The sequence below is a fragment of the Streptomyces sp. NPDC054765 genome (genome assembly GCF_053612065.1).
In genome coordinates this window covers 66947-90432 of sequence record NZ_JBSHBP010000034.1, presented here as the reverse complement: position 1 = coordinate 90432, position 23486 = coordinate 66947, and the positions used below count along the sequence as shown (strand labels likewise).

At 69.8% G+C, this 23486-nt stretch carries 21 protein-coding genes and 1 pseudogene; 7 read left to right on the top strand and 15 right to left on the bottom strand.

Translation table 11 applies throughout. The features are described 5' to 3' along the window. A partial coding sequence (locus tag ACWGJY_RS21805) for an aldehyde dehydrogenase family protein (protein WP_453262480.1) occupies positions 1–319 on the top strand: 319 nt, incomplete at its 5' end. Between the two features lie 163 nt (positions 320–482). Here ACWGJY_RS21805 and ACWGJY_RS21800 read toward each other — a convergent pair. The 10 genes from ACWGJY_RS21800 to ACWGJY_RS21755 all read right to left on the bottom strand — a co-directional run bounded on the left by ACWGJY_RS21800 (position 483) and on the right by ACWGJY_RS21755 (position 10774). Beyond that, positions 483–725 carry an integrase gene (locus ACWGJY_RS21800; RefSeq protein WP_453262479.1) on the bottom strand — a complete coding sequence of 81 codons (243 nt, stop codon included), beginning with the start codon at positions 723–725 and terminating at the stop codon, positions 483–485. A gap of 5 nt (positions 726–730) precedes the next feature. Next, entirely contained in the window at positions 731–1072 is a 342-nt protein-coding gene (locus ACWGJY_RS21795; protein ID WP_453262483.1) for a carboxymuconolactone decarboxylase family protein, read from the bottom strand. 17 nt (positions 1073–1089) lie between these two features. Further along, positions 1090–2313 carry a cytochrome P450 gene (locus ACWGJY_RS21790; RefSeq protein WP_453262478.1) on the bottom strand — a complete coding sequence of 408 codons (1224 nt, stop codon included), beginning with the start codon at positions 2311–2313 and terminating at the stop codon, positions 1090–1092. A gap of 105 nt (positions 2314–2418) precedes the next feature. Further along, a complete protein-coding gene (locus ACWGJY_RS21785) occupies positions 2419–3633 on the bottom strand; it encodes a cytochrome P450 (protein WP_453262477.1) in 1215 nt (404 codons plus the stop codon). Beyond that, positions 3633–4910 (bottom strand): NAD(P)-binding domain-containing protein, encoded by a 1278-nt coding sequence (locus ACWGJY_RS21780; protein ID WP_453262476.1) that lies wholly within the window; start codon positions 4908–4910, stop codon positions 3633–3635. Before ACWGJY_RS21780 ends, ACWGJY_RS21785 begins: the two co-directional genes overlap by 1 nt. After that, positions 4907–6148: an NAD(P)/FAD-dependent oxidoreductase gene (locus tag ACWGJY_RS21775; protein WP_453262482.1), complete on the bottom strand. Its 1242-nt coding sequence runs from the start codon at positions 6146–6148 to the stop codon at positions 4907–4909. The genes ACWGJY_RS21780 and ACWGJY_RS21775 overlap by 4 nt, the downstream gene beginning before the upstream one ends. Beyond that, on the bottom strand, positions 6115–6309 hold the full coding sequence (locus ACWGJY_RS21770; RefSeq protein WP_453262475.1) for a ferredoxin: 195 nt from the start codon (positions 6307–6309) through the stop codon (positions 6115–6117). Before ACWGJY_RS21770 ends, ACWGJY_RS21775 begins: the two co-directional genes overlap by 34 nt. Positions 6310–6527: 218 nt before the next feature. After that, positions 6528–7247, bottom strand: coding sequence for a TetR/AcrR family transcriptional regulator (locus tag ACWGJY_RS21765; protein WP_453262474.1), 720 nt, complete (start codon positions 7245–7247; stop codon positions 6528–6530). A gap of 187 nt (positions 7248–7434) precedes the next feature. Then, positions 7435–8823 (bottom strand): cytochrome P450, encoded by a 1389-nt coding sequence (locus ACWGJY_RS21760; RefSeq protein ID WP_453262473.1) that lies wholly within the window; start codon positions 8821–8823, stop codon positions 7435–7437. A gap of 19 nt (positions 8824–8842) precedes the next feature. After that, complete coding sequence (locus tag ACWGJY_RS21755; RefSeq protein ID WP_453262472.1) at positions 8843–10774, bottom strand: hypothetical protein; 1932 nt, start codon at positions 10772–10774, stop codon at positions 8843–8845. 1128 nt (positions 10775–11902) lie between these two features. On the opposite strand from ACWGJY_RS21755, the gene ACWGJY_RS21750 reads away from it, so the two are divergent. Beyond that, on the top strand, positions 11903–13597 hold the full coding sequence (locus tag ACWGJY_RS21750) for an APC family permease (protein WP_453262471.1): 1695 nt from the start codon (positions 11903–11905) through the stop codon (positions 13595–13597). Between the two features lie 166 nt (positions 13598–13763). On the opposite strand, the gene ACWGJY_RS21745 is transcribed toward ACWGJY_RS21750, so the two are convergent. After that, a complete protein-coding gene (locus ACWGJY_RS21745; RefSeq protein WP_453262470.1) occupies positions 13764–14546 on the bottom strand; it encodes an SDR family NAD(P)-dependent oxidoreductase in 783 nt (260 codons plus the stop codon). 111 nt (positions 14547–14657) lie between these two features. Here ACWGJY_RS21745 and ACWGJY_RS21740 point away from each other — a divergent pair, with 111 nt between their 5' ends. Beyond that, positions 14658–15704, top strand: a complete 1047-nt coding sequence (locus ACWGJY_RS21740; RefSeq protein WP_453262469.1) for a helix-turn-helix domain-containing protein — start codon at positions 14658–14660, stop codon at positions 15702–15704. A gap of 125 nt (positions 15705–15829) precedes the next feature. On the opposite strand, the gene argG is transcribed toward ACWGJY_RS21740, so the two are convergent. Continuing rightward, positions 15830–17275: an argininosuccinate synthase gene (gene argG, locus ACWGJY_RS21735; protein WP_453262468.1), complete on the bottom strand. Its 1446-nt coding sequence runs from the start codon at positions 17273–17275 to the stop codon at positions 15830–15832. Positions 17276–17781: 506 nt separating this feature from the next. Here argG and ACWGJY_RS21730 point away from each other — a divergent pair. Beyond that, positions 17782–17949: pseudogene (locus ACWGJY_RS21730) on the top strand (SDR family NAD(P)-dependent oxidoreductase); the annotation flags it as partial. A gap of 162 nt (positions 17950–18111) precedes the next feature. On the opposite strand, the gene ACWGJY_RS21725 reads toward ACWGJY_RS21730, so the two are convergent. Beyond that, entirely contained in the window at positions 18112–19068 is a 957-nt protein-coding gene (locus tag ACWGJY_RS21725) for an Lrp/AsnC family transcriptional regulator (RefSeq protein ID WP_453262467.1), read from the bottom strand. Between the two features lie 118 nt (positions 19069–19186). Here ACWGJY_RS21725 and ACWGJY_RS21720 point away from each other — a divergent pair, with 118 nt between their 5' ends. After that, positions 19187–19336 (top strand): hypothetical protein, encoded by a 150-nt coding sequence (locus ACWGJY_RS21720; RefSeq protein WP_453262484.1) that lies wholly within the window; start codon positions 19187–19189, stop codon positions 19334–19336. Positions 19337–20097: 761 nt separating this feature from the next. On the opposite strand, the gene ACWGJY_RS21715 is transcribed toward ACWGJY_RS21720, so the two are convergent. Then, on the bottom strand, positions 20098–21030 hold the full coding sequence (locus ACWGJY_RS21715) for a GlxA family transcriptional regulator (RefSeq protein WP_453262466.1): 933 nt from the start codon (positions 21028–21030) through the stop codon (positions 20098–20100). 72 nt (positions 21031–21102) lie between these two features. On the opposite strand from ACWGJY_RS21715, the gene ACWGJY_RS21710 reads away from it, so the two are divergent. Further along, entirely contained in the window at positions 21103–21792 is a 690-nt protein-coding gene (locus tag ACWGJY_RS21710; RefSeq protein WP_453262465.1) for an HD domain-containing protein, read from the top strand. A gap of 52 nt (positions 21793–21844) precedes the next feature. Next, a complete protein-coding gene (locus ACWGJY_RS21705) occupies positions 21845–22270 on the top strand; it encodes a Rid family hydrolase (RefSeq protein WP_453262464.1) in 426 nt (141 codons plus the stop codon). A 149-nt stretch (positions 22271–22419) separates the two neighbouring features. On the opposite strand, the gene ACWGJY_RS21700 is transcribed toward ACWGJY_RS21705, so the two are convergent. Beyond that, entirely contained in the window at positions 22420–23109 is a 690-nt protein-coding gene (locus ACWGJY_RS21700; protein WP_453262463.1) for a M24 family metallopeptidase, read from the bottom strand. Positions 23110–23486: the final 377 nt, after the last annotated feature.

Here is a 23486-nt window from a genome sequence, read left to right as displayed (position 1 = left end):
GGAGATCTTCGGCCCGGTGGTCGCCGTGGCCCCCTTCAGCGACTTCGACGTCGCCATCGGCATCGCCAACGACACCCTCTACGGCCTCGGCGCCGGGGTCTGGACCCGCGACGGCTCCACCGCCTACCGCGCCGGCCGCGCCATCCAGGCCGGACGCGTATGGACCAACTGCTACCACGCCTATCCCGCCCACGCGGCATTCGGCGGCTACAAGCAGTCCGGCATCGGCAGGGAGACGCACAAGATGATGCTGGATCATTACCAGCAGACGAAGAATCTGCTGGTCTCGTACTCGGCCAAGAAGCTCGGCTTCTTCTAGGGGCCCGAGAAAAGGCGCCTGACCTGGGCTTTTGCCCGCCAGGCGCCTTCCGCCCGGTCCGCTCAGAGCGGGGCCCGGTTTACGTCGTAACTCCCGGTTCCCCCCACCCGTATCCCGCTCCTGACCAGCTCTTCCGGACCAGTCACGGACCAAAACCCCCGACTCACCCGGCAGGCGCCGCGCCCTGGCTGACGCGGTCCCACTCCTGCATGGACTGCTCGATGAGACGGTTGGCCTGCTCCCGGACGCCGTCCAGGAACTTGGCATAGTGGCGGAAGAGGACCTCGATGCTCTGGCCCGCCCGGCGTGCGCATTCGGCCGGGTCCACACCGGAGTACAGCCGGAACGAGATCCCGGCATGCCGGAGGTCGTAGGGCCGCTTGGCCAGGCCGGAGGCAAGCTCCATCCGCGTCAGGACGGACTTCCGTGCCCACGCCCACGTGGTGCCATACGCCGAAGCGTCCACGTAGGTTCCGGCCTGGTTCCGGAACAGTCGGCCGTCCGGGGCCACGCCGAACCCGCATTCCTTGGAGACGTCCGGTCACAGGTCCTCCACTCCTGATGTCCTGCCGGTGGCTTTGTCCACGGTCCATTCGCGGTGGCGACGGGCCAGCCGGCGTAACAGGCGATCTGCACGGCGATCTCCCGGAGTTCGGCCTCGGTCAGGTCACCGCTGTCGAGGGCGGCCTTGACGTGCAAGTGTCCGTGTATGTGGAGGGACTGGAGCATGGCCAGGACCGTGAGCGTGACGATGCGCCGCTCGCGGACACTCAGTCCCGGCCTGTTCCACAGGTCACCGGCAGGGTCTCGACTCCATAGGTGAGGGCGTCGTCGTGGAAGTGCAGCTCACTCTCGTCGACGGCGAGCCGCAGGCCCGGGATCCGTTCGAACAGCTTCGGCCAGGCCACCTGCATCTCGACCCGGGAGAGATTCTGACCCAGACACTGGTGCACGCCATAGCCGAAGCCCATGTGCTTGCGCTCGCTGCGGGTGATGTCCAGGCGTTCGGGCTCGGCGAAGACCAGGGGGTCCCGGTTGGCGGCGGGCAGGTTGCAGATGATTCCTTCGCCGGCCTTCAGTAGTACGCCGCCGACCTCGATGTCCTCGGTCAGGACGCGGCGCGGTTCGGTCTGCACCATGCTCCAGTAACGCATCATCTCCTCGACCGCGGTCGAGGCGTACGCCGCCGGGTCGGACAGCAGGACGTCGCGCTGCGCGGGTTCGCGCAGGAGCGCGAGGATTCCGAGGGCGATCATGTTGGCTGTGGTCTCGTGCCCGGCCCCGATCACGAGGACGCCGAGCCCCACGGCCTGTTCGAAGGTCAGGTCGCCCTTCTCGTCGACATGCGTGTTCACCAGGCGTGACAGCAGTCCGTTGTCGGGCCGGGAACGCTTGCTCTCCATGTGGCGGGTCAACAGGTCGTGCAGCGCGCGGTGCGCAGCCACTTTCTCGTTTTGCGCGATGCTGAGCTGCACCATCTTCTTCGAGGACTCGTGCACGGTGGGGCTGTCCTGGTAGGGGACGCCGAGGACTTCGCAGATCACGACGGTGGGCAGGGCCAGCGCGAAGTGTTCGACCAGGTCGACAGGCTCGTCCATGGCGAGCAGGTCGTCGATGAGCTGGTCGGTGAGTTCGGCGATGCGCGGGCGCAGCGCTTCGGAGCGCTTGGCGGTGAAGTCCGGGTTGAGGATGCGGCGCACCGGAAGATGTTGTGCTCCGTCCTTGCGGAAGAAGATGTTGCCTTCGACGGCGGGCTGGGCGTCGCTGGTGTGGGGGAAGCCGGGGTCGGTGACGTCCGCACTGATCTTGCCGAGTGCCCCGAGGAGCTGCTGGATGTGGTCGTGCCGGGTGATCAGCCAGGGGGTGCTGCCGTTCCAGAGGGTCACCCGGTGCGGCCGGCCGCTCTCCCGGAAGGCCGTGGCGTCCTCGGGCGGGGAGAAGGGACACCCGCGCTTCAGCGGAAGAGTGGGGGCGTGTTCGGAGGAGACGGTCATGAGGGGGTACTCCTTCGCTATCAAAACGTGGGGGTCATGCCGCGGCGGGACCGCTCCCCGGGAGGCGCCGTCCGCCCCGAGGGCGCGCAGCGCGTGGCTGGAGGGTCAGCGGGTGACCATGAGCTTGCGGACGCCGTAGTTGGTGCCGGTGAAGTCCATAGGGACTTCCTCCAGCGGGGTGGCGAGGCGGAGGCCCGGGAAGCGCTGGAAGAGCTTGGGCAGGACGGTCCTGAGTTCGGCGCGGGCGACGTTCTGGCCGAGGCAGGCGTGGACGCCGTAGCCGAAGCCCATGTGCCGGGCCATCTTGCGGTCGATGTCGAGGGTGTCGGGGTCCTGGAAGGCACGGGGGTCGCGGTTGGCGGCGTTCATCGCGACGACGACGAGGTCACCCTTCTTGATGTGGGCGCCGGCGAGTTCGAGGTCCTCCTTGGCGACGCGGCCCAGGCCGAACTGAACGATGGTGAGGTAGCGCATCAGCTCCTCGACCGTGGTGCCGATCTTCTCGGGGTGGGCCAGCATCTGCTCGCGCTGCTCGTGGTGGGTGAGCAGGGTGAGGGTGGACAGGCCCATCATGGCGGCCGTGGTGTCGTGTCCGGCGAACAGCAGCAGCACGCCGAGGCCGATGAGCTGCTTCTCAGTGAGGGCCGAGTCCTCACCGTCGGTCTTGTTGATGAGTTCGGCGAGGATGCCGTCCCTGGCGCCGGTACTGCGCTTGTCGGCGACGAGCTTGGTGATGTAGTCGATGAGCCAGTGGGCGCCCTTGTCGCGTTCCTCGCGGCTCTTGGCCATGTCCATGAGGTCGACGGTGGCCTCATGGAAGCCGTCACGGTCCTCGTAGGGGACACCGAGGAGTTCGCAGATCACCAGGCACGGGATGGGCAGGGCCATGGCCTGGACGAAGTCGAAGGTCTCGGGGCCCGCGGCGATGGCGTCCAAGTGCTCGTCAACGATTTTGTCGAGGTAGGGCTGGAGATTGTTCTGCACGGCCTTGGGGGTGAAACGGGCGGTGAGCAGGCGGCGGTAGGCGCCGTGCTCGGGCTCGTCCATCATCACGAAGCCGGCGTCGAAGGGGGCGTCCTCGCCCGCCTCGGCGACCTCGCCCTCGGGGGTGTCGTGGCGCGGGCGGCGGGCGCTCAGGCGCGGATCGGTGAAGACCTGGCTGCCCTCCTCGAAACGGGTGACGAGCCAGCCGGTGGAGCCGTTGGGAAAGCGGACCTTGACGATGGGCTGCTCCTCCCTCAATTTGGTGTACTCGGCCGGAGGGTCGAGGGGGGCGCCAGGGTCGCGGGTGACGGGCTGGTTGACGAGGATCTCGGTCATTACTGCTCCTGCGCGGTGGTGGGGGGCTGGCTGGTGGGGCGCTGCGCGGCGGCGTGCGCGTCGATCGCGGCGGTGACGCCGGTGTGGGTGGCGGTGGCCTTGCACCAGCCGGTGTAGACGGCCAGGTGCAGGACGGCCTCGCGAAGCTCATCCGGACTCAGTTCGCCGTTGACCAGCGCGCCGTTGGCGATGATCTGCACGAGTTCGGGCCGGCCGACGGTGGCGGCGACGCCGAGGGTGAGCAGCCGGCGGTCGCGGACGGACAGGCCCTCGCGGCCCCACACCTGGGCGAAGAGGTAGTCGACGGTCTCGGTGGTGAAGGGGTCGTCTGCGTCCTGGACCGCTGTGCTGAAACCGGGGCCGTACGCCTGGTCCATCATGTGCAGGCCGTAGGCGTGGACATCGTCCTTCGCCGGTGCCGGGGCCGGTGCTGGGGCCGGTTCGGCGTCCGGCTGGAGGGTGCGGCGGGCCTGCGTACGCACCGTCTCGACGAGGGGGGCCTGGACACCGAGGGCGGCGGCGAGGTCCCGGGCGGCATCGAGGTCCTTGGTCATCAAAGGTTCGATCTGCTGGCCGACGGCCTCGGGCAGCACGCCGTCGGCGTCCTGCATGCGCAGCAGTTGCAGCAGGGTGCGCCCCTCGGGGTCGGCTGCGTCGATGACCTCGGCGAGCCGGGCCGGGTCCACGCCCGCGGCGCGGGCCAGTGCCGCGGCCTCGGCGACCGTGCGCCAACTGCCGTAGGTGATCACGTTGCGGGCGATCTTGGTGGCCATGCCGGCGCCGGGCGGGCCGCAGTGCACGACCTTCTTCGCCCAGTCCACGAGGACGGGCCGGGCCGCGTCCACGGTGCGCTGCTCTCCGCCGAGGATGGCGATCATGCCATTCAAGGCGGCCTTGTCGCCGGGGGTCACCCCGCAGTCGAGGAAGCCCACGCCGTGTCCGGCGCACAGCGCGGCCAGTTCGTGGACGACCGGCAGGGCGACGGTGGCGAGCAGGACGACGGTCAGGCCCGGCCGGGCCGCCCGCAGCAGGCCGTTCTCGCCGCCGATGACCTCGCGTGCCTGGTCGGCGTTGACCACCGCGACCATCACGACGTCGCAGACTTTGGCCAACTCGGCGGGCGAGCCGAGCGGATCGGGCACACCGGCCAGGTCCGCGGCGGCGTCGGGCCGGACGTCGTGGACCGCGGGGACGCGTCCGCTGCGGGCCAGGCTGACGGCCACACCGCCGCCGATCATTCCCAGGCCGACCACACCGGCCCGCAGGGTGTCGCTCATGCCGCCCTCCCGGTGAGAAGGGGGGCCGACGCGGCGACCTGTGCCCGGTAGCCGCGCAGGGCCCGGACCATGTTGATGCCGACCGCAGCGCAGGTCCGGCCGTTCCGGCCATACACAGCGACCAACTTGCGCTCGGCCGTGCTGCCCTCGACGACGCGGATCTCGTCGGCGCCGCGGGTCCGGCCGTAGATCTGGATCTTCAGGTCGTACTGGTCGGACCACACGTAGGGCACCGGATCGAACGGGGTGGCCCGCGCCGGGCCGGCCAGGATGTTGCGGGCGACGGCCAGGCCCTGCTCGGCGGCGTTCGTGCGGTGCTCGATCCGCCAGGGTTCACCGGTGCGGGCGTTGAGCCAGCAGGCGACGTCGCCCGCCGCCCACACCCCGGAGCCGGCGTACAGGGTGGCGTCGCACTCCACTCCGTTGCCGACCGGGACGCCGCTGCCGGTGAGCCACTCGGTGTTGGGCTGGGCGCCGATGCCGACCAGGACGGCGTCCGCGGCCAGGGTGCGGCCGTCGGCGAGACGCACCCCGCGCGCCCGCCCGCCGTCGGTGAGGACCCGGTCGACGCGGACCCCGGTCTCGATCCGTACGCCGTGTTCGTGGTGGACGGTGCGCAGCAGGGCGCCCAGTTCGTCACCGAGGGCGTCGCCCATCGGCTGGGCGGTGTCGGTGACGAGGGTGACCTCGCAGCCCAGGCCACGGGCCACGGCGGCGGCCTCGGCACCGACGAAGCCGCCGCCGACCACGACAAGATGCGGCCGCTCTGCGAGGTCCTTGCGCAGCGCGAGCGCGTCCTCCAGGGTGCGCAGGACGTGCACCCCGCGCACCGATTCGGTGCCCGGCAGCCGACGTGCCCGGGTGCCGGTGGCCACCACCAGGGCGTCGTAACCGACGAGGCTTGTGTCGGCCAGGGTGATCTGGCGGGCGGTGGTGTCCAGAGCGATGGCCGGTTGGCCCAGGCGCAGTTGGAGGTCGAGGGTGGCGATGTCGTCCTCGCCGCGCAGGTGGAGCCGGTCGGTGTCCCACGCGCCGGACAGCAGCTGCTTCGACAGCGGCGGCCGGTCATAGGGAAGGTGCTCTTCCTCGCCGATCAGCGTGAGCGATCCGGTGTAGCCCTCGCGCCGCAGCCCTTCCACGACGCTCAGTCCGGCCGCGGAAGCGCCGACCACGGCGATCCGCGACGGAGCGGCGGCCGTGGCACTCACACCCGCACCTGGATCACGGCGGCCGGGCAGACCGCCGCGGCCTGGACCACGTTCTGGGCCTGCTCGGCGGGCGGGTTGTCATCGAGCAGGACCACGACGCCGTCCTCGTCCCGCTGGTCGAAGACCTCCGGCGCCGCCAGCACGCACTGGCCGGCACCGCAGCACTTGTCGAAGTCGATGGAGATGTCCATGGGGCGGATCCACTTCCGTCCAGCCCGCAGCAACGGGCGACCCAGGGTCAGGCAGCATATGGTTGCCCTAAGCGCCTAACTTAGTTCAGCGGCGACTGTACTCCTGCACATACGGGGCAGCAACCAGCCCCATGCAAAGGGTTATTGGCGACATGAAGGACGTGTGAACGCGAGATACGCCGCCGGGAACCGCCCCTGGCAAGGGACGACGGTTCCCGCTACGGCTGAGGGCCCTCCGGCCCCGGGATACTCCTGAGCGCCCTGATCCTGCGCGAGGCCTCGGTCTCGGATCCGCTTCCGGTGAGGAATCGGGCGGCGCCGGCGCCGGCGACAAGCGAGTCGACCAGTCCGTCGGCGAGTTGCAGGATCAGGTCTTCCGAGGACTCGTCGCGGTAGAGGCTGTGGTGCAGCGAGACCATGCCGTGCAGGCCGGCCCACAGCGTCTGCGCGGCCTGCTCCACCGGCAGGGACAGGCCGAACCCGCCTTCCGTGCAACTGTGCAGGCCGGCGCGCAGGCCGGCGGAAATGTGGCGCGCTGGGTGGGCGCCAATCCTGCTCGGGTCCGCCGTCGGCTGGTGCACCTCGAACATGAGCCTGTAGTGGCCTGGACTGCCCAGGGCGAACCGGCAGTACGCGTGCGCCTGCGCCCGGACCCGGACCCTCGGATCCGCGTCGTCGCCGGCCAGGGCGGCGGCAGCCATCTGGGCGGCCAGTTCGCCGTAGCGGTCCTCCAGCGCCGCCCACACCAACTCGGTCTTGTCCTGGAAATGCAGGTAGATGCTCGGAGCGGAGATGCCCACCTCCTTGGCGACCGCCCGCATCGTCAGCCGCTCGGAGCTGCCCCATTCGCCGAGCAATCGCTGGACCGCGGCCACGATCTCCCGGCGCCGCCGCGAACCCTGCCCGTGCTGACCGCCACCGGTCGGCCCTGCCTCCATCGCGTGCACTCCCCTTCCGCCTACAGGTTAGCCAGCCCGTCGGGGCGGAAGGACTCCGGCCGCCCCCTGCCACGAAGCGATCGTGCAGGTGGCAATCGGGTCTTCTCCAGGCGAAGCCTGTCCTTGTGACAACTCTCGTGCTTCGGCTCAGCGGCCCGCCCCGCTGGGCCGAAGCGCGTCAGGGCCTCTACCGAGGTGTGGGCTGCATCCGAAGTTCGCCCGGTCCGATTGACGCTCCCAGGACGGGGCGGGTCCGGTGATGGCCGGGCAGGTGCTTCAGGCGCCAGCGGGCGGTGATGGTGGCGAGGGCGAGGGTGGCCTCGGCCATCGCGAAGGTGTCGCCGATGCACTTGCGGGCGCCGGTGGCGAAGGGGATGAAGGCGTTGCGGGGAGGCTGGGGGCGCTGGGGGTCCCAGCGGTCGGGGTCGAAGGTTTCGGGGTCGGTGTAGAGATCGGGGCGGTGGTGGATGAGATAGGGGCTGTACGCGAGGCTGGTGCCGGCGGGGAGTGGGTGCCTGCCCAGGTGGGTGTCATGGGTGACTGTGCGGGTGAGGAACCAGCCCTGGGGGTACAGCCGGAGGGTTTCGTTGATGATGCGTTCGGTCAGTTCCAGACGGGGCAGATCGGCGTGAGTGGCAGGGTTTCCGCGCAGGACGGTGTCGACCTCGGCGTGCAGCCGCTGCTCGAACTCGGGGTGGCGCGCCAGCAGGTCCAGTGCCCAGGCCAGGGTGCCGGCTGTCGTCTCCGTCCCGGCCAGGAAGACGGTGAGGATCGTGTCGCTGATTTCCGCGTCCGTCATGCCGCGGCCGCCGTCTTCCGGGTCGCGCGCTGCGACCAGGGCCGAGAGCAGGTCACCGTGGTCGGTGCCGTCGGCCCGCCGCTCGGCGATGACCAGGTCACAAGTGTGACGTAGGCGTGTGCGTGCGCGCAGATAGGCGCGGTTGCCCGGAGTGGGGAGCCGGTCCAGCGGCGGGATCAACAACATGCGCCGGAAGACCCCGCCCGCGATGGTCTTGACGTCGCCGATGAGCCGTCCGAGCTCGGCTGCGGGCAAGGATTCGGAGAACAGGGTGGCGGCCGTGACTTGGGAGGTGACCGACATCATCTCGGTGGGCACGTCCAGGGGCCGTCCCGGCATCCAGGAACCGGTCACCTCCTCGAGGCAGGCGGTCATGGTCCGTGCGTATCCGGGAAGACGGCCGGAATGAAAGGCAGGCTGGGCCAGTCGGCGCAGCCGACGGTGAGCATGGTGCGGACAGCTGCTGAGGCCGTCACCCAGGACGTCCCGGAAGCGCTCGAACACCGGGCCGCCCTTGTCGAAGACGCGGTCGTCCACCAGGGCCTGATGGGTCAGCTCCGGATCGCAGATCACCACCAGCGGCACAGGTCCCATGTGGACGCGGACCAGTGCTCCGTGGGCGGGCAGCGACTTCAAGAAGGCCAACGGGTCCCGTGCCAAAGGCACCAAGTGGCCTGCCAGAGGCCACGCGTGGGGGGCCGGGGGGATCAGCCGTAGATCTCTCACCCGCACTCCCGCCGTACTCCGGATCTTGCCCTTCGGGGTGGTCTTGTGCATGGCGCATGCCCTCCGCAAGTCAGCCGGCATCCTTCTTGGTCACGGCAGGCCGGGTTGGCTGGGGATGTGGTTGGTCGTGCGGTGTCAGGGCGGTGACGATGCCGTCGATCAGCCGGCCGCACGGGCCGATTCCGCTGAGTTCCACGCTGCTCGCCAGCGTGCCGATGAACGCTCGGCGGATGGGGATCCCCTGCCGGGGCGGCAGGGAGTAGGTGTCCCAGACGGCGTGGTAGGTGTCGATCGACAGGATGGTGTCGGCGTCGCCGGGCGGGTCGGGAACGATTCCCGGACCGGCGATGACATGCTCCCAGACGCGGGCTGTCAGGTCGGCGAGCCGGGTGACGACATCGTCGACGGTGGTGGTGGTGTCGAGGGTGTGGGCGGCGGCGGTCAGGAACAACTCACGCCAAAGAAACGCCAGTTGCGGCAGATCGTCGGGCGTGGCCGTGGCACAGGCACTGATGGCCTTGTGTGCCGCGGTGGCACAGGCGTGGGTGGTGACGGTGCTGGTGTCGGCGGTGACGACGCGTCGTGCGGCACGTTCGGCGAGTTGATCGACCCAGTGCGTTTCGGGTGTGTCGTCCTCGTGCCATAACGGTTCCCAGCCGGGGCCGTGGAGCGTTTCGCCGTCGTCCAGCCTGGTCCGCGCGATCGATCCGAACTGTGGCTTTGCCGTGCGCAGGGAGAACACCCGCGGAAAGTCGCCTGTAGTGGTGGACAAGGCATGCAGCTGGGCGCGGACCCCGTAGCGGGGGGTCACCAGATACCAGGCCAGCCCGCCCATCGCCGTCTCGGCCACCTCTTCATGCCCGTCTGCTCCGCAGTCGCACGTCAAGACGTCATCGACGACGCGGGCGCACGCGGCGGCGTATCCGGTGACCGCCCGGACTCCTCCTGCGGCGATCGCCAGCAGCGCCTCGTTGCAGGTTTCCCCGTGGGCGTAGTCGGTGAGGATGCCGATGATCTCGTTGTAGCGGTAGGAGTTGTCGATCGCTCGGCGGATCCGGTGACAGCGGAAAGCGACGTCGAAGGTTCCGGCGCCGTCGTCGTCGAGCATCCGGTAGGGCGGTGAGCCGAATCCCAGACGGAAATAGGGCAGCATTGCCGCGTCCCACCACCGGGCCCACATGTACTCGTGCGGGGTCGGCGCACCGCCCGCGTCGGCCAGGTACCGGCGGGGGTCGGGGAGCCGGTCGGGAGCATGGCACAGGGCGTCCTTGGCGAGCATGACCCCACACGTCAGGGCGGTCTCCTGGAGCGCGAGGTCGGCGGCGCGGCCGGCCACGGCAACGGTCCCCTCGGTAGCGGCCTGTACGTGCACCTCCCGGCCGCCGGCCCCGGAGTCATCGGAGGCGCCGGCGTAGTCGATGGCGCTGGCGAGGATGAACACGGCGCCGAACAGGTCCAGGAAGTCACCGGTTCCCCGGGGGAGCCAGAACGTGTTGATGCTGCCCCAGTAGTCACGAAGTGCCATCAATGTGGCCTGGGTTTCGTCCTTGGCGTGCCGCGCGACGTATTCGGCGATGATCGGTCCGGCCTCGCCGCCCTTGGCGGGAATGACCGCCGCGAGCGCGGCCAGCCGGTCCCCCACAGGGTTGTCGGGACCGGCCAGGATCTGCCGGATCGCGTCCGTGGCGGCCAGGATCGCCATCGGCCCGCTCTCCTGGATGCTCTTCGTGACCTCGTCGCTGAGCAGCGCGTCCATGAACTCCGCGCAGAGACGGTCGCCGTCCGGCGAGCTGGGAATCCCCAGTGACTCATACGGCCGGTACTCGGTGGCGGTCACGACCTGTGCCCCGTCCAGGCCGGTGTGCCCAGGCGGTCCCATGGTCAGCCGTGCCAGCCTCTGCCGGCACGCCTGGTCGGCGAGGCCGTCAGCCAGCCGTGCGAGGCTGTCCGGCACCGGACCACGCCGCTGCCGGACCACGAGCGGGTCAGGGAACCGATCCACCCTCACCCGCGCCCCTTGTTGCATACCCATGATCACTCTCCAGAAGTGTCGTGGCTCTGTCCACCACTCGACGCGTTGTTCCGATCGCGGTCAGGGTCCGTAGGCGATGAGGGAGCGTGTGAGGGCAGCTTCGCTGGTGTGGTGGTGCCGGATGCCGCGGCCAGGGTGAGGAAGGTGGAGGGGGTGCTCCACGCTGTACCTGGCGGTCTTGTGCGGATGACCGCCAGGGCGCATGCCAGGTCTGCTGTGGCGGTGCCGGTGCCGGTGCCGGTGGCAGTCACGTCCAGATACTGGCCGTACGTCACTTCGGTGCGCAAGATGTCGATCACGGGCTGCACAGCGTTTGAACTGACGGCTGACCAGGTCCGCGGATGCCGGCACCACAGCAGGTGCAGCAGCTGGGCCCCGGGCGACCGGTCCGGTCGGCAGGCTCATCCGGCTCCGCCGGTGACACCTCCTGCACTTCGGCTCACCCGCTGTGACCCAGCGCGTGAGCCGACGACAGGAGCGTCGATGGCGCGCTGGGTGTTCTGAGTCGTTGATGCCTCGGCAGTCGCTGGCGAGGCATCAACGACTCAGGTCACCAGGCCGGTGCCTGACCTCTGGGTCAAGCATGGTGATGCCCGCGCGGGGGTAGTCGTGGCTGCGGCGTTCGGGCACCCCGGGCATCATCGGGAGTACTGGCTGGGACAGCCCGAGTGTCCGGGCGGCGACGGCGCCGTCCGCCTCGGGCATTCCCGCCGCTGATCTAACCACTCAAGGCCGCGCGATCGGTTACCCCCTCTCGATCTAACCACTGGCATCCATTTCAGTAGTTAGAACAGAGGGTGCAGGGTGCCCTTCGCTCAGACGGGGTTGAGGACGAGCACCCGCTCCCCCTGGAGCTGTGACGCGTCTCATGCAGTACTCTCCCGGGCCGCCGACCAGCGGCGGTCCGGGAGCGAACGAGCCGTGCGCCCAAGGCCGTTGGCGCCGGGCGCGCGTTCTGCCGGGGCCGGTCCACGCCGCGTTCCGGCAGCGCAGCGGCGTTCCCGGCAATTGGCCGGAAATAAGCTGTCGGCTGCAGACGACAGCGGCCCTTCAACGGCGAGGGGGCATGCGGCCACACCAGGACGGACGACACTTCCCATGGACATGAGCGCGGGCGAGCGCAAGGGGCTGAGCCTCTTCGCCCTCATCATGATCGGCATCGGCTCGATCTTCGGCTCCGGCTGGCTCTTCGGAGCCGGCGCCGCCGCCCAGGTGGCAGGCCCCGCGGCGCTCGTCGCGTGGGTGATCGGCGCCCTCTTCATCGGCATGATCGCGATGTCGTACGCGGAGGTCGGTTCGGCCTACCCGATCCCCGGCGGCATGGCCCGCTACGGGCATCTCTCGCACGGCCCGGTCCTCGGCTTCCTCACCGGCTGGGCGGTGTGGATCGCGACCGCCTCGCTGATCCCGATCGAGTCGATCGCGGCCACCCAGTACATGACGTCCTGGAACTTCGGCTGGGCGAAGGGCCTGGTCGACCCGGCCACCCACCAGCTGACCCTCTCCGGCACGGTGGTGGCGCTGGTCCTGACCCTCGCGCTCTGGCTGACCTGCTTCTGGTCGGTCCAGCTGCTGGCCCGCGCGAACACCGTCCTCACCCTGGTCAAGTTCGCCATCCCGGTGCTGGCGGTGCTCGCCCTGATCGGGTCCGGCTTCCACACCTCGAACTTCACCGCCCACGGCGGCTTCGCCCCGTACGGCTGGCCGGCCGTGCTCACCGCCGTCACCACCTGCGGTGTGGTCTTCGCCTTCAACGGGTTCCAGGCCGTGGTCAACCTCGGCGGGGCCGCGAAGAACCCGGGCCGGGCCATCCCGGTCGCCTTGGTCGGCGCGCTCGCGCTCGGCCTGGTGATCTATCTGGCGCTGCAGGTGTCGTACCTCGGCTCGGTGCCGCCGGAGCTGCTGGCGCGGTCCGGCGGGTGGCAGGGCGTGAACCTCAACTCGCCGTTCGCCGACCTGGCGGGGCTGCTGATGCTGCACTGGGTCGTCACCATGCTGCAGTTCGGTGCGTTCATCTCGCCGGCCGGGTCCAACATCGCCAATGTCGCCTCGGCCGCGTACATGGTCACCAACCTCGCCGAGACCGGGTTCTTCCCCCGGAAGCTGGCGTCCGTGCACCCCCGCTACGGCACCGCCCGCCCCGCGATGTGGCTCAACCTCGGCTTCTCCGTCGTGCTGCTGGTCACCGTCGGCCGCAGCTGGCAGGCACTGGCCGGCGTGGTGTCGGCGGCCATGGTCATCTCGTATCTGATCGGCCCGGTCGCGGTGGGGGTGCTGCGACGGACCCGTCCGGACCTGCCCCGTCCCTTCCGGCTGCCGGCCGCCGGGGTGCTGTGCCCGGTCACCTTCGCCTTCGCCGCCTGCGCGCTGTACTGGTCGAAGTGGCCGGAGACCGGCAAGATCACCCTGCTGACGCTGGTGTCCGTACCGGTCGCGGCGCTGGTGCTGTGGCGTCGGCGCGAGGGCGCAAAGGGCCGCGAAGCGTCCGGCAAGGGCGGGCGAGAGGCGAGCCTGCTGCGGCAATTCGCCCCGGCCTGGTGGATGATCGTCTTCCTGGTGTGGACGGCCACGGTGTCCGCGCTGGGCGGCCAGGAGTTCGGCGGCCGGGGCGTTCTCCCCGGCGTGCTCGGCACCGCCTTGATCGCGGTCACCGCCCCGGTCTTCTACTTCTGGGCGGTGCGCTCCGGGGTCAGGGCCCATGAACGCGGCCTGACCGGCGCTCTGTCCCCCGCCGAAGCCGCCCCGGCACCCCCGGGCACCCCCGACGACGCACGCACGATGGCATCCGTCTGAGGGCACCACGCCGGGGCCGGGTCACGTTCGGGAACCGGGGTGTCTCCCCTCGTCCCAGCTCCCTGCTGGGGACGGGCGGCTGTTCCGTGGCGTGCACCCTGTTCCCGTAGCGGCGGTCCGGGTGGCGTCGGGCCGGCGCCACCGGTGCGGGGCGCTCCGAAAGCCTTCACCTCGCAATGCGGGGCTGCCCGTTCGTGGCGCTGAGGCCACCGTCGACCGGTATCTGGGTGCCGGTCATGTAGCGCGCGTCGGGGCCGGCGAGGAAGGCGACGACGCCCGCGATCTCCTCGGGTTCGGCGACGCGGCCGAAGGGGATGCGTTGCGCGAAGGACTGCACGACAGGCATGTCGGCGGTGACGCCGGCGGTGATCCCGGTGTGCAGCGTGAATCCGGGGTGGACGGCGTTGACACGCACCTCAGGGGCGTGGTCCAGCGCCATCGCACGCGTGAGGTTGACCACCGCGCCTTTGGCGGCGTTGTACGCGGCCATGCCGTAGTCGCCGCCCAGCCCTCCCGCCGACCCGACATTGACGATGCAGCCCTGCGTGCCGCGCAAGTGCCGGAGCGCGGCCCGGCTGGTGTGGTACAGGGCGTCGAGATTGACCGCCAGCACCGCCCGCCACTCCTGCGGACTGACCGCTTCGACGGTGCCGAACGACGGCGCTCCCGCACTGTTGACCAGGACATCGAGGCGCCCCAGATCGGCAACGACGGAGGCGATCAGCGCATCGGCCTCATCCGGCACGGTGAGGTCGGCCGTACGCGCAAGGACATCCGCTCGGACCGGAGCCGCCGCGGCCGTCCTGTCGAGCTTCTCCCGCGTCCGCCCGACGAGCACGACGGTGGCGCCTTCGGCAGCGAACCGGTGCGCCACCGCGGCGCCGATACCCGACCCGGCTCCGGTGACCACGACAACACGGCCCGCCCGACCGGCAGAATCACTCACCATGACCCGTCCTCTCTCAAGCCGGGGTCGCCGCACCGGGTGTGCACGTCCCGTCACAGGCGTCGTACGCCTGTCCGGCTGTGCCCAGGCTAGGAAGAACGGCACCACCTACGCTTGAACGGCAACGCCATATCGGCAGAACACCAGCGCCACGACGGAAGCGAGGCGGCGATGACGGTGACGAACAGGCCCAGATCCAGCGGGGTGTTCGCCGCGGATGTCACCGCACCCGACACCCCGGAACACGGCTTCGGCCGCTTCCGGCGCGGGTGGGAAGCACAGGTCGGCGAGTCGTATCCGGCGCCCGCCTTCACACCGGGCAGCACCGGTGACTTCCGGATCAGTGCCCGTGCCGTCACCGTGCACGACTCGGTGATCGCCGATGTCCGCAGCGAGTCGCTCATCGGCACCAACAGCGACGCTCCCCACCTCCGCGACGACCAGGTACTGATGCACGTCGTACGGCACAACAGCTGGACATTCACCAGGCGGTGCCAGGGTGAACACAGCGTCCCCGCAGGGCACTTCATGCTCCGCCGCAGCGGCCCGCCGACCTTCGAGGCGGCGCGGCGCACCGCGGCGACGGTACTGATTCTGCCCTCGTCCACCCTCGTGCCTCTGGTCCGGGACCGACTGGTCACCGGAGCGGCGGCCTCGGCCGAGATGCGGCTGCTCCTGGCTCACATGAACCTGGTCGACCAGGCTTGCCGGGACCTCACCCCGCTCGGCGCGCAAGCCGCTCACAACGCCCTGGTCGAGCTGGTCAAAGGAGTGCTGAGGCAGAAGGCCGACGGCACCGAGCCCCGTCTGGGCCCCGCACTGGCCCAGGCGGCGAAAGACCTCGCGGACAGCCGGCTCGCCGAGCCGGACCTCTCCCCCTCGATGCTGGCCCGTGAACTCAGCGTCTCCGTACGCACGCTGCACCGGGCGTTCGCAGCGGCCGAGGACACCGTCGCCGGGTACATCCGCCGCACCAGGCTCGAACAAGCCCGGCTCGAACTCCTCACCCCGGAGCACCGGCCGAGCATCTCGGAACTGGCCGCCCACTGGCAGTTCGCCGACAGCAGCCACTTCATCCGGGCCTTCAAGAGCCAGTACGGCCAGACACCCCATCAATACGCCCGCACCACCGGCCGCGCGGCAGCCGGCGACCAGGGCTGATCCTGAGAAGGACCAGTTCCTGTGCCTGGCTCTGACGGAAAAGGCCGACTCGACGCGATGGCGCCGAGCCGGCCTTCCGGTGGTGCATCCCCTTCGGGGAGCCAAGCTTCCGCTTGGCGGGCTGGTCAGTCCGTGCCGAACTCCATCGCGGCACGGTCCAGCATCTCGTCGTCACCGGAGATCTCGCCGCGGGAGGCGATGGCCTCGGCTCCGCCCTCCGGCATGGTGCCGATCAGCCCGGTGGCGGCCGCCTGGGCGGCGCCGATGGCGGGATTGGCGGTGCCGATGAGGCCGAGCCCGGCGTACTGCTCCAGCTTGGCGCGGGAGTCGGCGATGTCGAGGTTGCGCATGGTGAGCTGGCCGATCCGGTCCACCGGGCCGAACGCCGAGTCCTCGGTGCGTTCCATGGACAGCTTGTCCGGGTGGTAGCTGAACGCCGGGCCGGAGGTGTCCACGACCGAGTAGTCCTCACCACGCCGCAGCCGCAGCGTCACCTCGCCGGTGACGGCCGCGCCGACCCAGCGCTGCAGCGACTCGCGCACCATCAGCGCCTGCGGGTCCAGCCAGCGGCCCTCGTACATCAGCCGGCCGAGGCGCCGGCCCTCGTTGTGATACTGGGCGAGGGTGTCCTCGTTGTGGATCGCGTTGACCAGGCGCTCGTACGCCGCGTGCAGCAGTGCCATGCCGGGCGCCTCGTAGATGCCGCGGCTCTTGGCCTCGATGATCCGGTTCTCGATCTGGTCCGACATGCCCATGCCGTGCCGACCGCCGACGGCGTTCGCCTCCATCACCAGGTCGACCGCGGTGGCGAACTCCTTGCCGTTGATCGTCACCGGGCGGCCCTGATCGAAGCCGATCGTCACGTCTTCGGTGGCGATCTCGACCGACGGGTCCCAGAACCGTACGCCCATGATCGGGTCGACGGTCTCGACGCCGGTGTCGAGGTGCTCCAGGGTCTTGGCCTCGTGGGTCGCGCCCCAGATGTTGGCGTCGGTGGAGTACGCCTTCTCGGTGCTGTCGCGGTAAGGCAGGTCGTGGGCGAGCAGCCACTCCGACATTTCCTTACGGCCGCCGAGTTCGGTCACGAAGTCCGCGTCCAGCCACGGCTTGTAGATCCGCAGGTGCGGGTTGGCGAGCAGACCGTAGCGGTAGAACCGCTCGATGTCATTGCCCTTGAAGGTCGAGCCGTCGCCCCAGATCTGTACATTGTCCTCGAGCATCGCCCGGACCAGGAGGGTGCCCGTGACGGCGCGGCCGAGCGGCGTGGTGTTGAAGTAGGAGCGCCCGCCCGAGCGGATGTGGAACGCCCCGCAGGTCAGCGCGGCCAGGCCCTCCTCGACCAGCGCCGCGCGGCAGTCGACCAGGCGTGCGATCTCGGCACCATAGGTCTTCGCGCGGCCGGGCACCGAGGCGATGTCGGGCTCGTCGTACTGGCCGATGTCTGCTGTGTAGGTGCACGGGACGGCGCCCTTGTCGCGCATCCACGCGACCGCGACCGAGGTGTCGAGGCCGCCTGAGAAGGCGATACCGACGCGCTCGCCGGCGGGAAGGGAGGTGAGGACCTTAGACATGGGAAGAGTATGCATCATCGCGCATGGTCATGCAAAGTGGTTCAGGTCCCGTGTCGCCGGGACGCAGAAACTCACCTTGGCGCGGCGCTCCCGGTGCGACAGGCCGTCGTCGGCGAACGCTCCGCGCCGCCCGGACGCGGGCACCGTCCGCCCACACCGGCCGCTGCCCCACCGTCGCCAGATGGTTGCGGCCCACGCGGTTGCCGCCCAGGTGATCATGGCTGGGCAGTGGCTCGGTGTGCCTGCTGGGCCTGCTGGGCCTGCTGGGCCTGCTGGGCCTGCTGGGCCTGCTGGCTGGATGTGCCCCACCCAGATATCAACCGTCCTGGTTGACGGACGCCGACCTGTCCAGACTCGGTGCATCGGTGCAGAACGGCTCGACGCCGGCTATCGCAGTGCCTCCCCCACTCCTGCAGAACGCAGCTCCTCGACGCAGCAGCTCGACCCACCTCCTCCCCCTACCTCCTCGACGCACAAGCCACCTCCCCTCCCCCGAGGAACGCACCATGCCCCCTGCAACTCCGTCCACGGAAGCCGCCGAATTCGCCGGAAAGGTCGCCCTCGTCACAGGGGCCGCGCGCGGCGTGGGCAAGGCGACCGTGGCACTCCTCAGCGCCCGCGGCGCCCGCGTCGTCGCCGTCGACCTACGCCCCGGCGTCAGGACCCTGCCGGACTTCCTCGCCTCACCACGCTCCAGTTTCATCACAGGAGCCGTGCTCGCCGCTGACGGCGGCTTCACCGCGGTCTAGCTGGACGAGTCATTCCGAATGTGGGGGCGAAGTAGCGCAACAGATTCTCCAACGGCATCCCGTTCCGGCTACCGGACCGCGACAAGCTCAGGGGACGGCGGGGGCGAGGCGTTTGATTTCACGCAGGGTGGGGGCGGTCTCGATGCTCTGGATGCCGGGCAGCGGGCCGATGCGCTGGTCGAGGTAGTCGAACAGGTCCTGGGCGTCCCGGAAGACGCCGCCGGCGACCAGGTTCGAAGTGCCGGTGGTGGCAGCCGCAAAGGGGATCTCGGGGTGGGTGGCGAGGGTCTCCCCGACGGTACGCAGATGCGCGGGAGCCACGCGCAGCCAGAGCCGGGCGCTCATGTGGTAGCCGAGGTGTTCGGGATCGAAGTCGACGGCGAAGGCCAACGCGCCTTCGCCACGGAGGCGTTCGAGGTGGCGCTGCACGCTGGAGGGTGAACGGCCGGCGGCGGCGCCGAGTTCGGGCAGGCTCGCGCGGCCGTCCCGGGCCAGCTCGGTGAAGAGGGTGCGGTCGGTCGCGTCCAGCTTCAGCGGGGCGCTGCGCGTGCCGGAATCCACCGCGTTGGTGTGTATCTCGGGGTGGATGCGGCTGGCATGCCAGGTGCTGGTGGTGCCGGCGAAGATGCGCAGCATGCAGTGGGCGCTGACGGAGAGCACGTGCGGGGTGCGGGGCAGCTTCTGCAGTAACAGTGCGTTGCGTTCGTCTGCGGTGCGGGTGTTGAGCGCGCAGTAGAGCTCGGTGCCGGCGGACGCGAGCGTGACCCAGCTGGTGTCGGGACGACGGGCCAGGGCCTCGGCGATGGTGCCGGCGGCGTCGGGGGTGCAGTGCAGGCGTACCAGCCAGCGGGTCAGGCCGAGGCGGGTGGGGACGGGTTGGCCGATGATGCGCAGTCCGAGCGTACGCAGCCGCTGGTAGCGGCGGGCCACGGTGCGCTCGGAGATCTTGAGGCGCTGGGCGATGTGGCTGAAGGGCGCCCGGCCGTCGAGTTGGAGGAGGTGAAGCAGGCGCTGATCGATGTCGTCCAAGGTGCGGGAATCCACCGCGATGTTCCATTCTGCCGCCGGATTGTTCCGCTCTTGATGGTATGGCTTGGGGCGGCTGTGACTTTGCCCGGAAGGTGTCCGGGTCTTGCCCGTTCTGTGTGTGGGAGCTGGAGTCATGCGTATCTGGGGGCCGTTGGCGGCCGTCTGTCTGGGCACGTTCATGCTGCTCATCGATGTCACGATCGTGCTGGTCGCGCTGCCGGACATATCCGGTTCGCTGGGCGCGTCGCTGGCCCAGTTGCAGTGGGTCGCGGACGGCTGCTGACCGGAGCAACGGTCCTCGTCCTTACTCGCCGTCCCCGCCCAGCGCCCCGACGCCAGACCGGCGCGGCTGGCCCGGCCCCGACCGACCTGGCCGAAGTGCACAACAGTTGCCAGGACATACGGGAGGACAGCAACAGCAAGCAGGGTCGCACGAAGCCCGGAACCTTCTGTGACAAGTGACCTGGACACCCTGCTGACCGCGCGGCTCGACCGTAAGTCGGCGCGGTTGCCGACCGGCCCGGACTGCTGTTGATCGCGGACAAGGCGTTCGCCTCCCAGGGGTTCGAGACCGATCCCGCCTTGCGGGGCGCTGCGTTGCCCCGCCACGACTGGCGTGGGGCTCCATCTTCGAACCGCTGCCAACGGTCGTCCGGCAGTCGTGAGGTCCTCTGTCGACGGCTGTTGCCGCCTGCTCCTGAAGGGCCTGGATCAGCGTCGCCACCGAGGGGTAGCCACGGCGGCACAGCAACGCCGACGTGCCGGGTCGGGGCTGACGTGTGGACCGGGGCCGGGCTGTGGCGCGGGCTGTACACGTAGCGGCCGGCGAAGCGCGCGCCGTCCGCGACCCGGGTGGCACCCATGCGTGCCGGGTTCTCGGGCGGTGGGTCGGCCGGGTACTGCCGCGCCGGCCCCGTGCCGGGAACACTTTTCTCGGTTCGGCGCGGCAAGCCGTGGGTGCGGCCGGTCGTCAAACGGTGACCACGTCGTCAGCGACGGTCTCCACGAGTCGGGCCCACCGTGGTGTCCAAGGCACGGACTATGTCAACGCGTGAAGGTGCGCCGGTAGGCGGTGGGAGTGGTGTCGAGTGCTCGCCGGAAGTGCAGACGCAGGTTAGCTGCTGTACCCAGACCGCAGTCCCGTGCCACCTGGTCCACCGAGTAGCTCGTGGTCTCCAGCAGTTCACGTGCCTTGCCGAGGCGGGCGCTCAGCAGCCACTGCAAGGGGGTGGCGCCCGTCTCCGCGGCGAACCGGCGCATAAAGGTGCGTGAGGAGACGCCCGCGTGCCGGGCGAGCACGCGGAGTGTGAGCGGTTCGTCGAGGTGGTGCAGGGCCCATCCCCGGGTCTCGGAGAGCGACGCCTCTCCGGCCACGGTGACCGGAGCCGGTACGTACTGGACCTGCCCGCCGTCGCGGTGCGGTGCGGCCACCAGGCCGCGGGCGATCCGGTTGGCCACGACCGCCCCCAGGTCGCGGCGCACGATGTGCAGGCACAGGTCGATGCCGCAGCACACCCCGGCCGACGTGAGCACGTCCCCCTCGTCGACGTAGAGCACGTCGCGGTCGACCCTGACGGCCGGGAAGTCCTGTTCGAGCTCGTCAATGTGCTGCCAGTGGGTCGTGGCGTGCAGCCCGTCCAGCACACCCGCCGCGGCCAGCGCGAAGGCGCCCGTGCAGATCGACACCACCCGCCGGCCTCGGTCGCGTGTTTCGGCCAGCACGTCGAGCACGTCCTCCGGCGGCCGTATCAGCGGCTCGTGTCCCGGCACGATCACAGTGTCGGCGGCGCGTACCTGGTCCAGGCCCCCATCGGTGACCAGAGAGAAGCCCGCGGTGGTCGCCACCTTGGAGCCGAGCCCGCACACGGTCACCTCATAGGGGGTCTCCGGGCGGGCGTTGAAGATCTGTGCCGGGATCGCCAGGTCGAGCGGGGTGACGCCGTCCAGCGCCAGGACCGCGACTCTATGCATCGTCATGGCAATATTCTAGTGATAGTGGTCAAGATTGCCACTCACCTGGTCAGAGCGGTGAATGCCAGTCTTGAGGACATGACCGGAACGCCCCGCAGCCAGGTGGCCCACGAGGCGGCCACCGACCTGATCGCGCTGCCCGACACACCGCTCACCGGCGCTGTCGTGCAACTCATCAAGCCGGTGGAAACGCCGTCCGTGTTCAACCACAGCATCCGCACCTACCTGTTCGCCCGGCTCGTGGCCGCACGCCTCGCGCTGGCCGCCGGGCAGGACTACGACGACGACCTGCTGTTCGCTGCGTGCACGATGCACGACCTCGGCGTAGCGTCGGACGGCCCGCACACCCAGCGGTTCGAGGTCGAGGGCGCCGACCGGGCCGCCGCGTTCCTCATCGAACACGGACGGTCCGCGGCGGACGCCGACGAGGTCTGGCAGGCCATCGCCCTGCACACCTCCGCGGGCATCGCGGAGCGCCGCGGCACGCTGTGCGCACTCGTCCGCGAAGGCGTCGCGCTCGACTTCGGCGGCCCGATGGGAACCCTCCACGTAGCCGCCCTCAGCGACGAGCAGGCCGACGCCGTCCACGCCGCCTATCCACGGCTGGAGATGATCCGCTCACTCACCGACGCGATCGTCGCGCAAGCCGCCAAGAACCCGGCGAACGGCCCCCGTTACTCGATACCCGGTGAACTTCTGCGCGAACGCGAGGCCTTCGGCCGGACCCGGATGGAGCACGCCTGCAACTCCTCCCGATGGGGCGACTGACCGACCCCACCCACTACCCGATCGACAGAGACAACGAGCAAAGGACACCGCAATGCCCAGCTACCCCGTAGAGGTCCCCGACGACTCGCCGGTCTTCGGAGGGACCACCAGCGCCTTCGCACGCTTCGGCCACGCCGCCGCGATCCGTTCGCACGGGCACCTGTTCATCTCCGGCCAGATCGGCCGCCGCCCCGACGGTGTCGCCGGGGAGACCGTCGAGGAACAGACCGAGATCGCCATCCGGCGCATCGAGGAGATCCTGCGACTGGAGAACCTCGGCCTCAGCGCCCTGGTGGACGTGACCAGTTACCACGTCGACATCCGCCAGAACATGCCCGGCTTCCTTGAGGCCAAGCAACGCCTCGTCAAGGCGCCCTACCCCGCTTGGTCGATCATCGGCGTCAGCGGCCTCGCCAGCCCGGAAATCCTCGTCGAGATTCAGGCGACCGCCGCCTACCCCGACGACGCGGCCCGGTAGACCGTTGCTGCGGGCCCGGGGTCCTCGGCCCCGGGACAGTGCACCGGCGGCACGGAGCGCAGAGTGGTTGGGCTCGGCCGGCGGGTCAACAGGGGTACCGGCGGCCCGCACCGCCGCGTCGCCGCTGCTCGGCCAAGCGGCCGGGCGCGTCAGCCGAGGTCCAGCAGCTGCTCGTAGAAGCCGCCGATTTCCCGTTCCGTATCGATGAGGTGGATCTCCAGGATCCAGTGGCAGCTCCGGCCGGCCTTGTCGGTACGGCGCAGCGGGGTGTCGTTGCCCGGGGCGATGTAGGACTCGATGTCGGCGCCGTCGATCGTCTCGTGCGGGAATTCTCCGACCAGGTGGCCCGCGTGCCACCCTCCCAGGGTCCAGCCGGCTTCGACGGCAAGGTGTTCGACCTGCGCATACAGCTGCTTGCCGGTGATGTCCGGGTCGGCCTCGAACGCTTGGCGTGCGGCCGCGAAGACCTTCGGAAGGTCGTCCCGCAGGCGGTGTTTGGCGGGGTCGTCACCCAGGACGTAGGTGCGGCCGAAATCGGCTTCGTACTCCTCGAAGATCGGGCCGAAGTCGGCGAAGGCGATGTCGTCGGTGCCGATGATGCGGTTCGGTGGGTTTTCCCGGTACGGCTGGAGGGTGTTGGGTCCGGAACGGATGATCCGCTTGTGCCAGTGACGGGTGGTGCCGAACATTTCGTTCGCCAGGTCGCGGATGCGGTCGCTGACCGCACGTTCGCTCTCGCCGGAGGTCACCAGGCCACGGGCCGCGATCTCGTGGAACAGTGCCTCGGCTTTGGCCTGGGCTTCCAGCAGCCGCTCGGCGCGTACGGATTCATTCGTCATGCACACAACCTAGGCTTCTGCGTCGAGGACGGCGAAGCGGAATACCGCGGTTTTGGCTTCAGGAATGAGCGTTCCGGGCTTTCGGTGCCGTGAACCGCCTGGTCAGCGCAGGTGCCCGTGACGGCGAGTCCCATAAGCGGCCGCCCGCTGGGCCAAAACCTGGCAGGCGCGGACGAGTGCGGGAAGGGGGCGGTGGAGTGCCCGCCGGGCTTGGGTGGCAGCGTGGGCCTGTCAGCCGGCTGACGCGCCCGGCTGCGGGTGCCGGCCGAATCCGCAGAAGCGCCGTATGGAAGCCCCCTATGGCAGCCCCATATGGCAGCGCCGTATGGGAGCCCCGGACAGAAGCGCCGTACGGAAGGGCGTATGAAAGGCCGTAT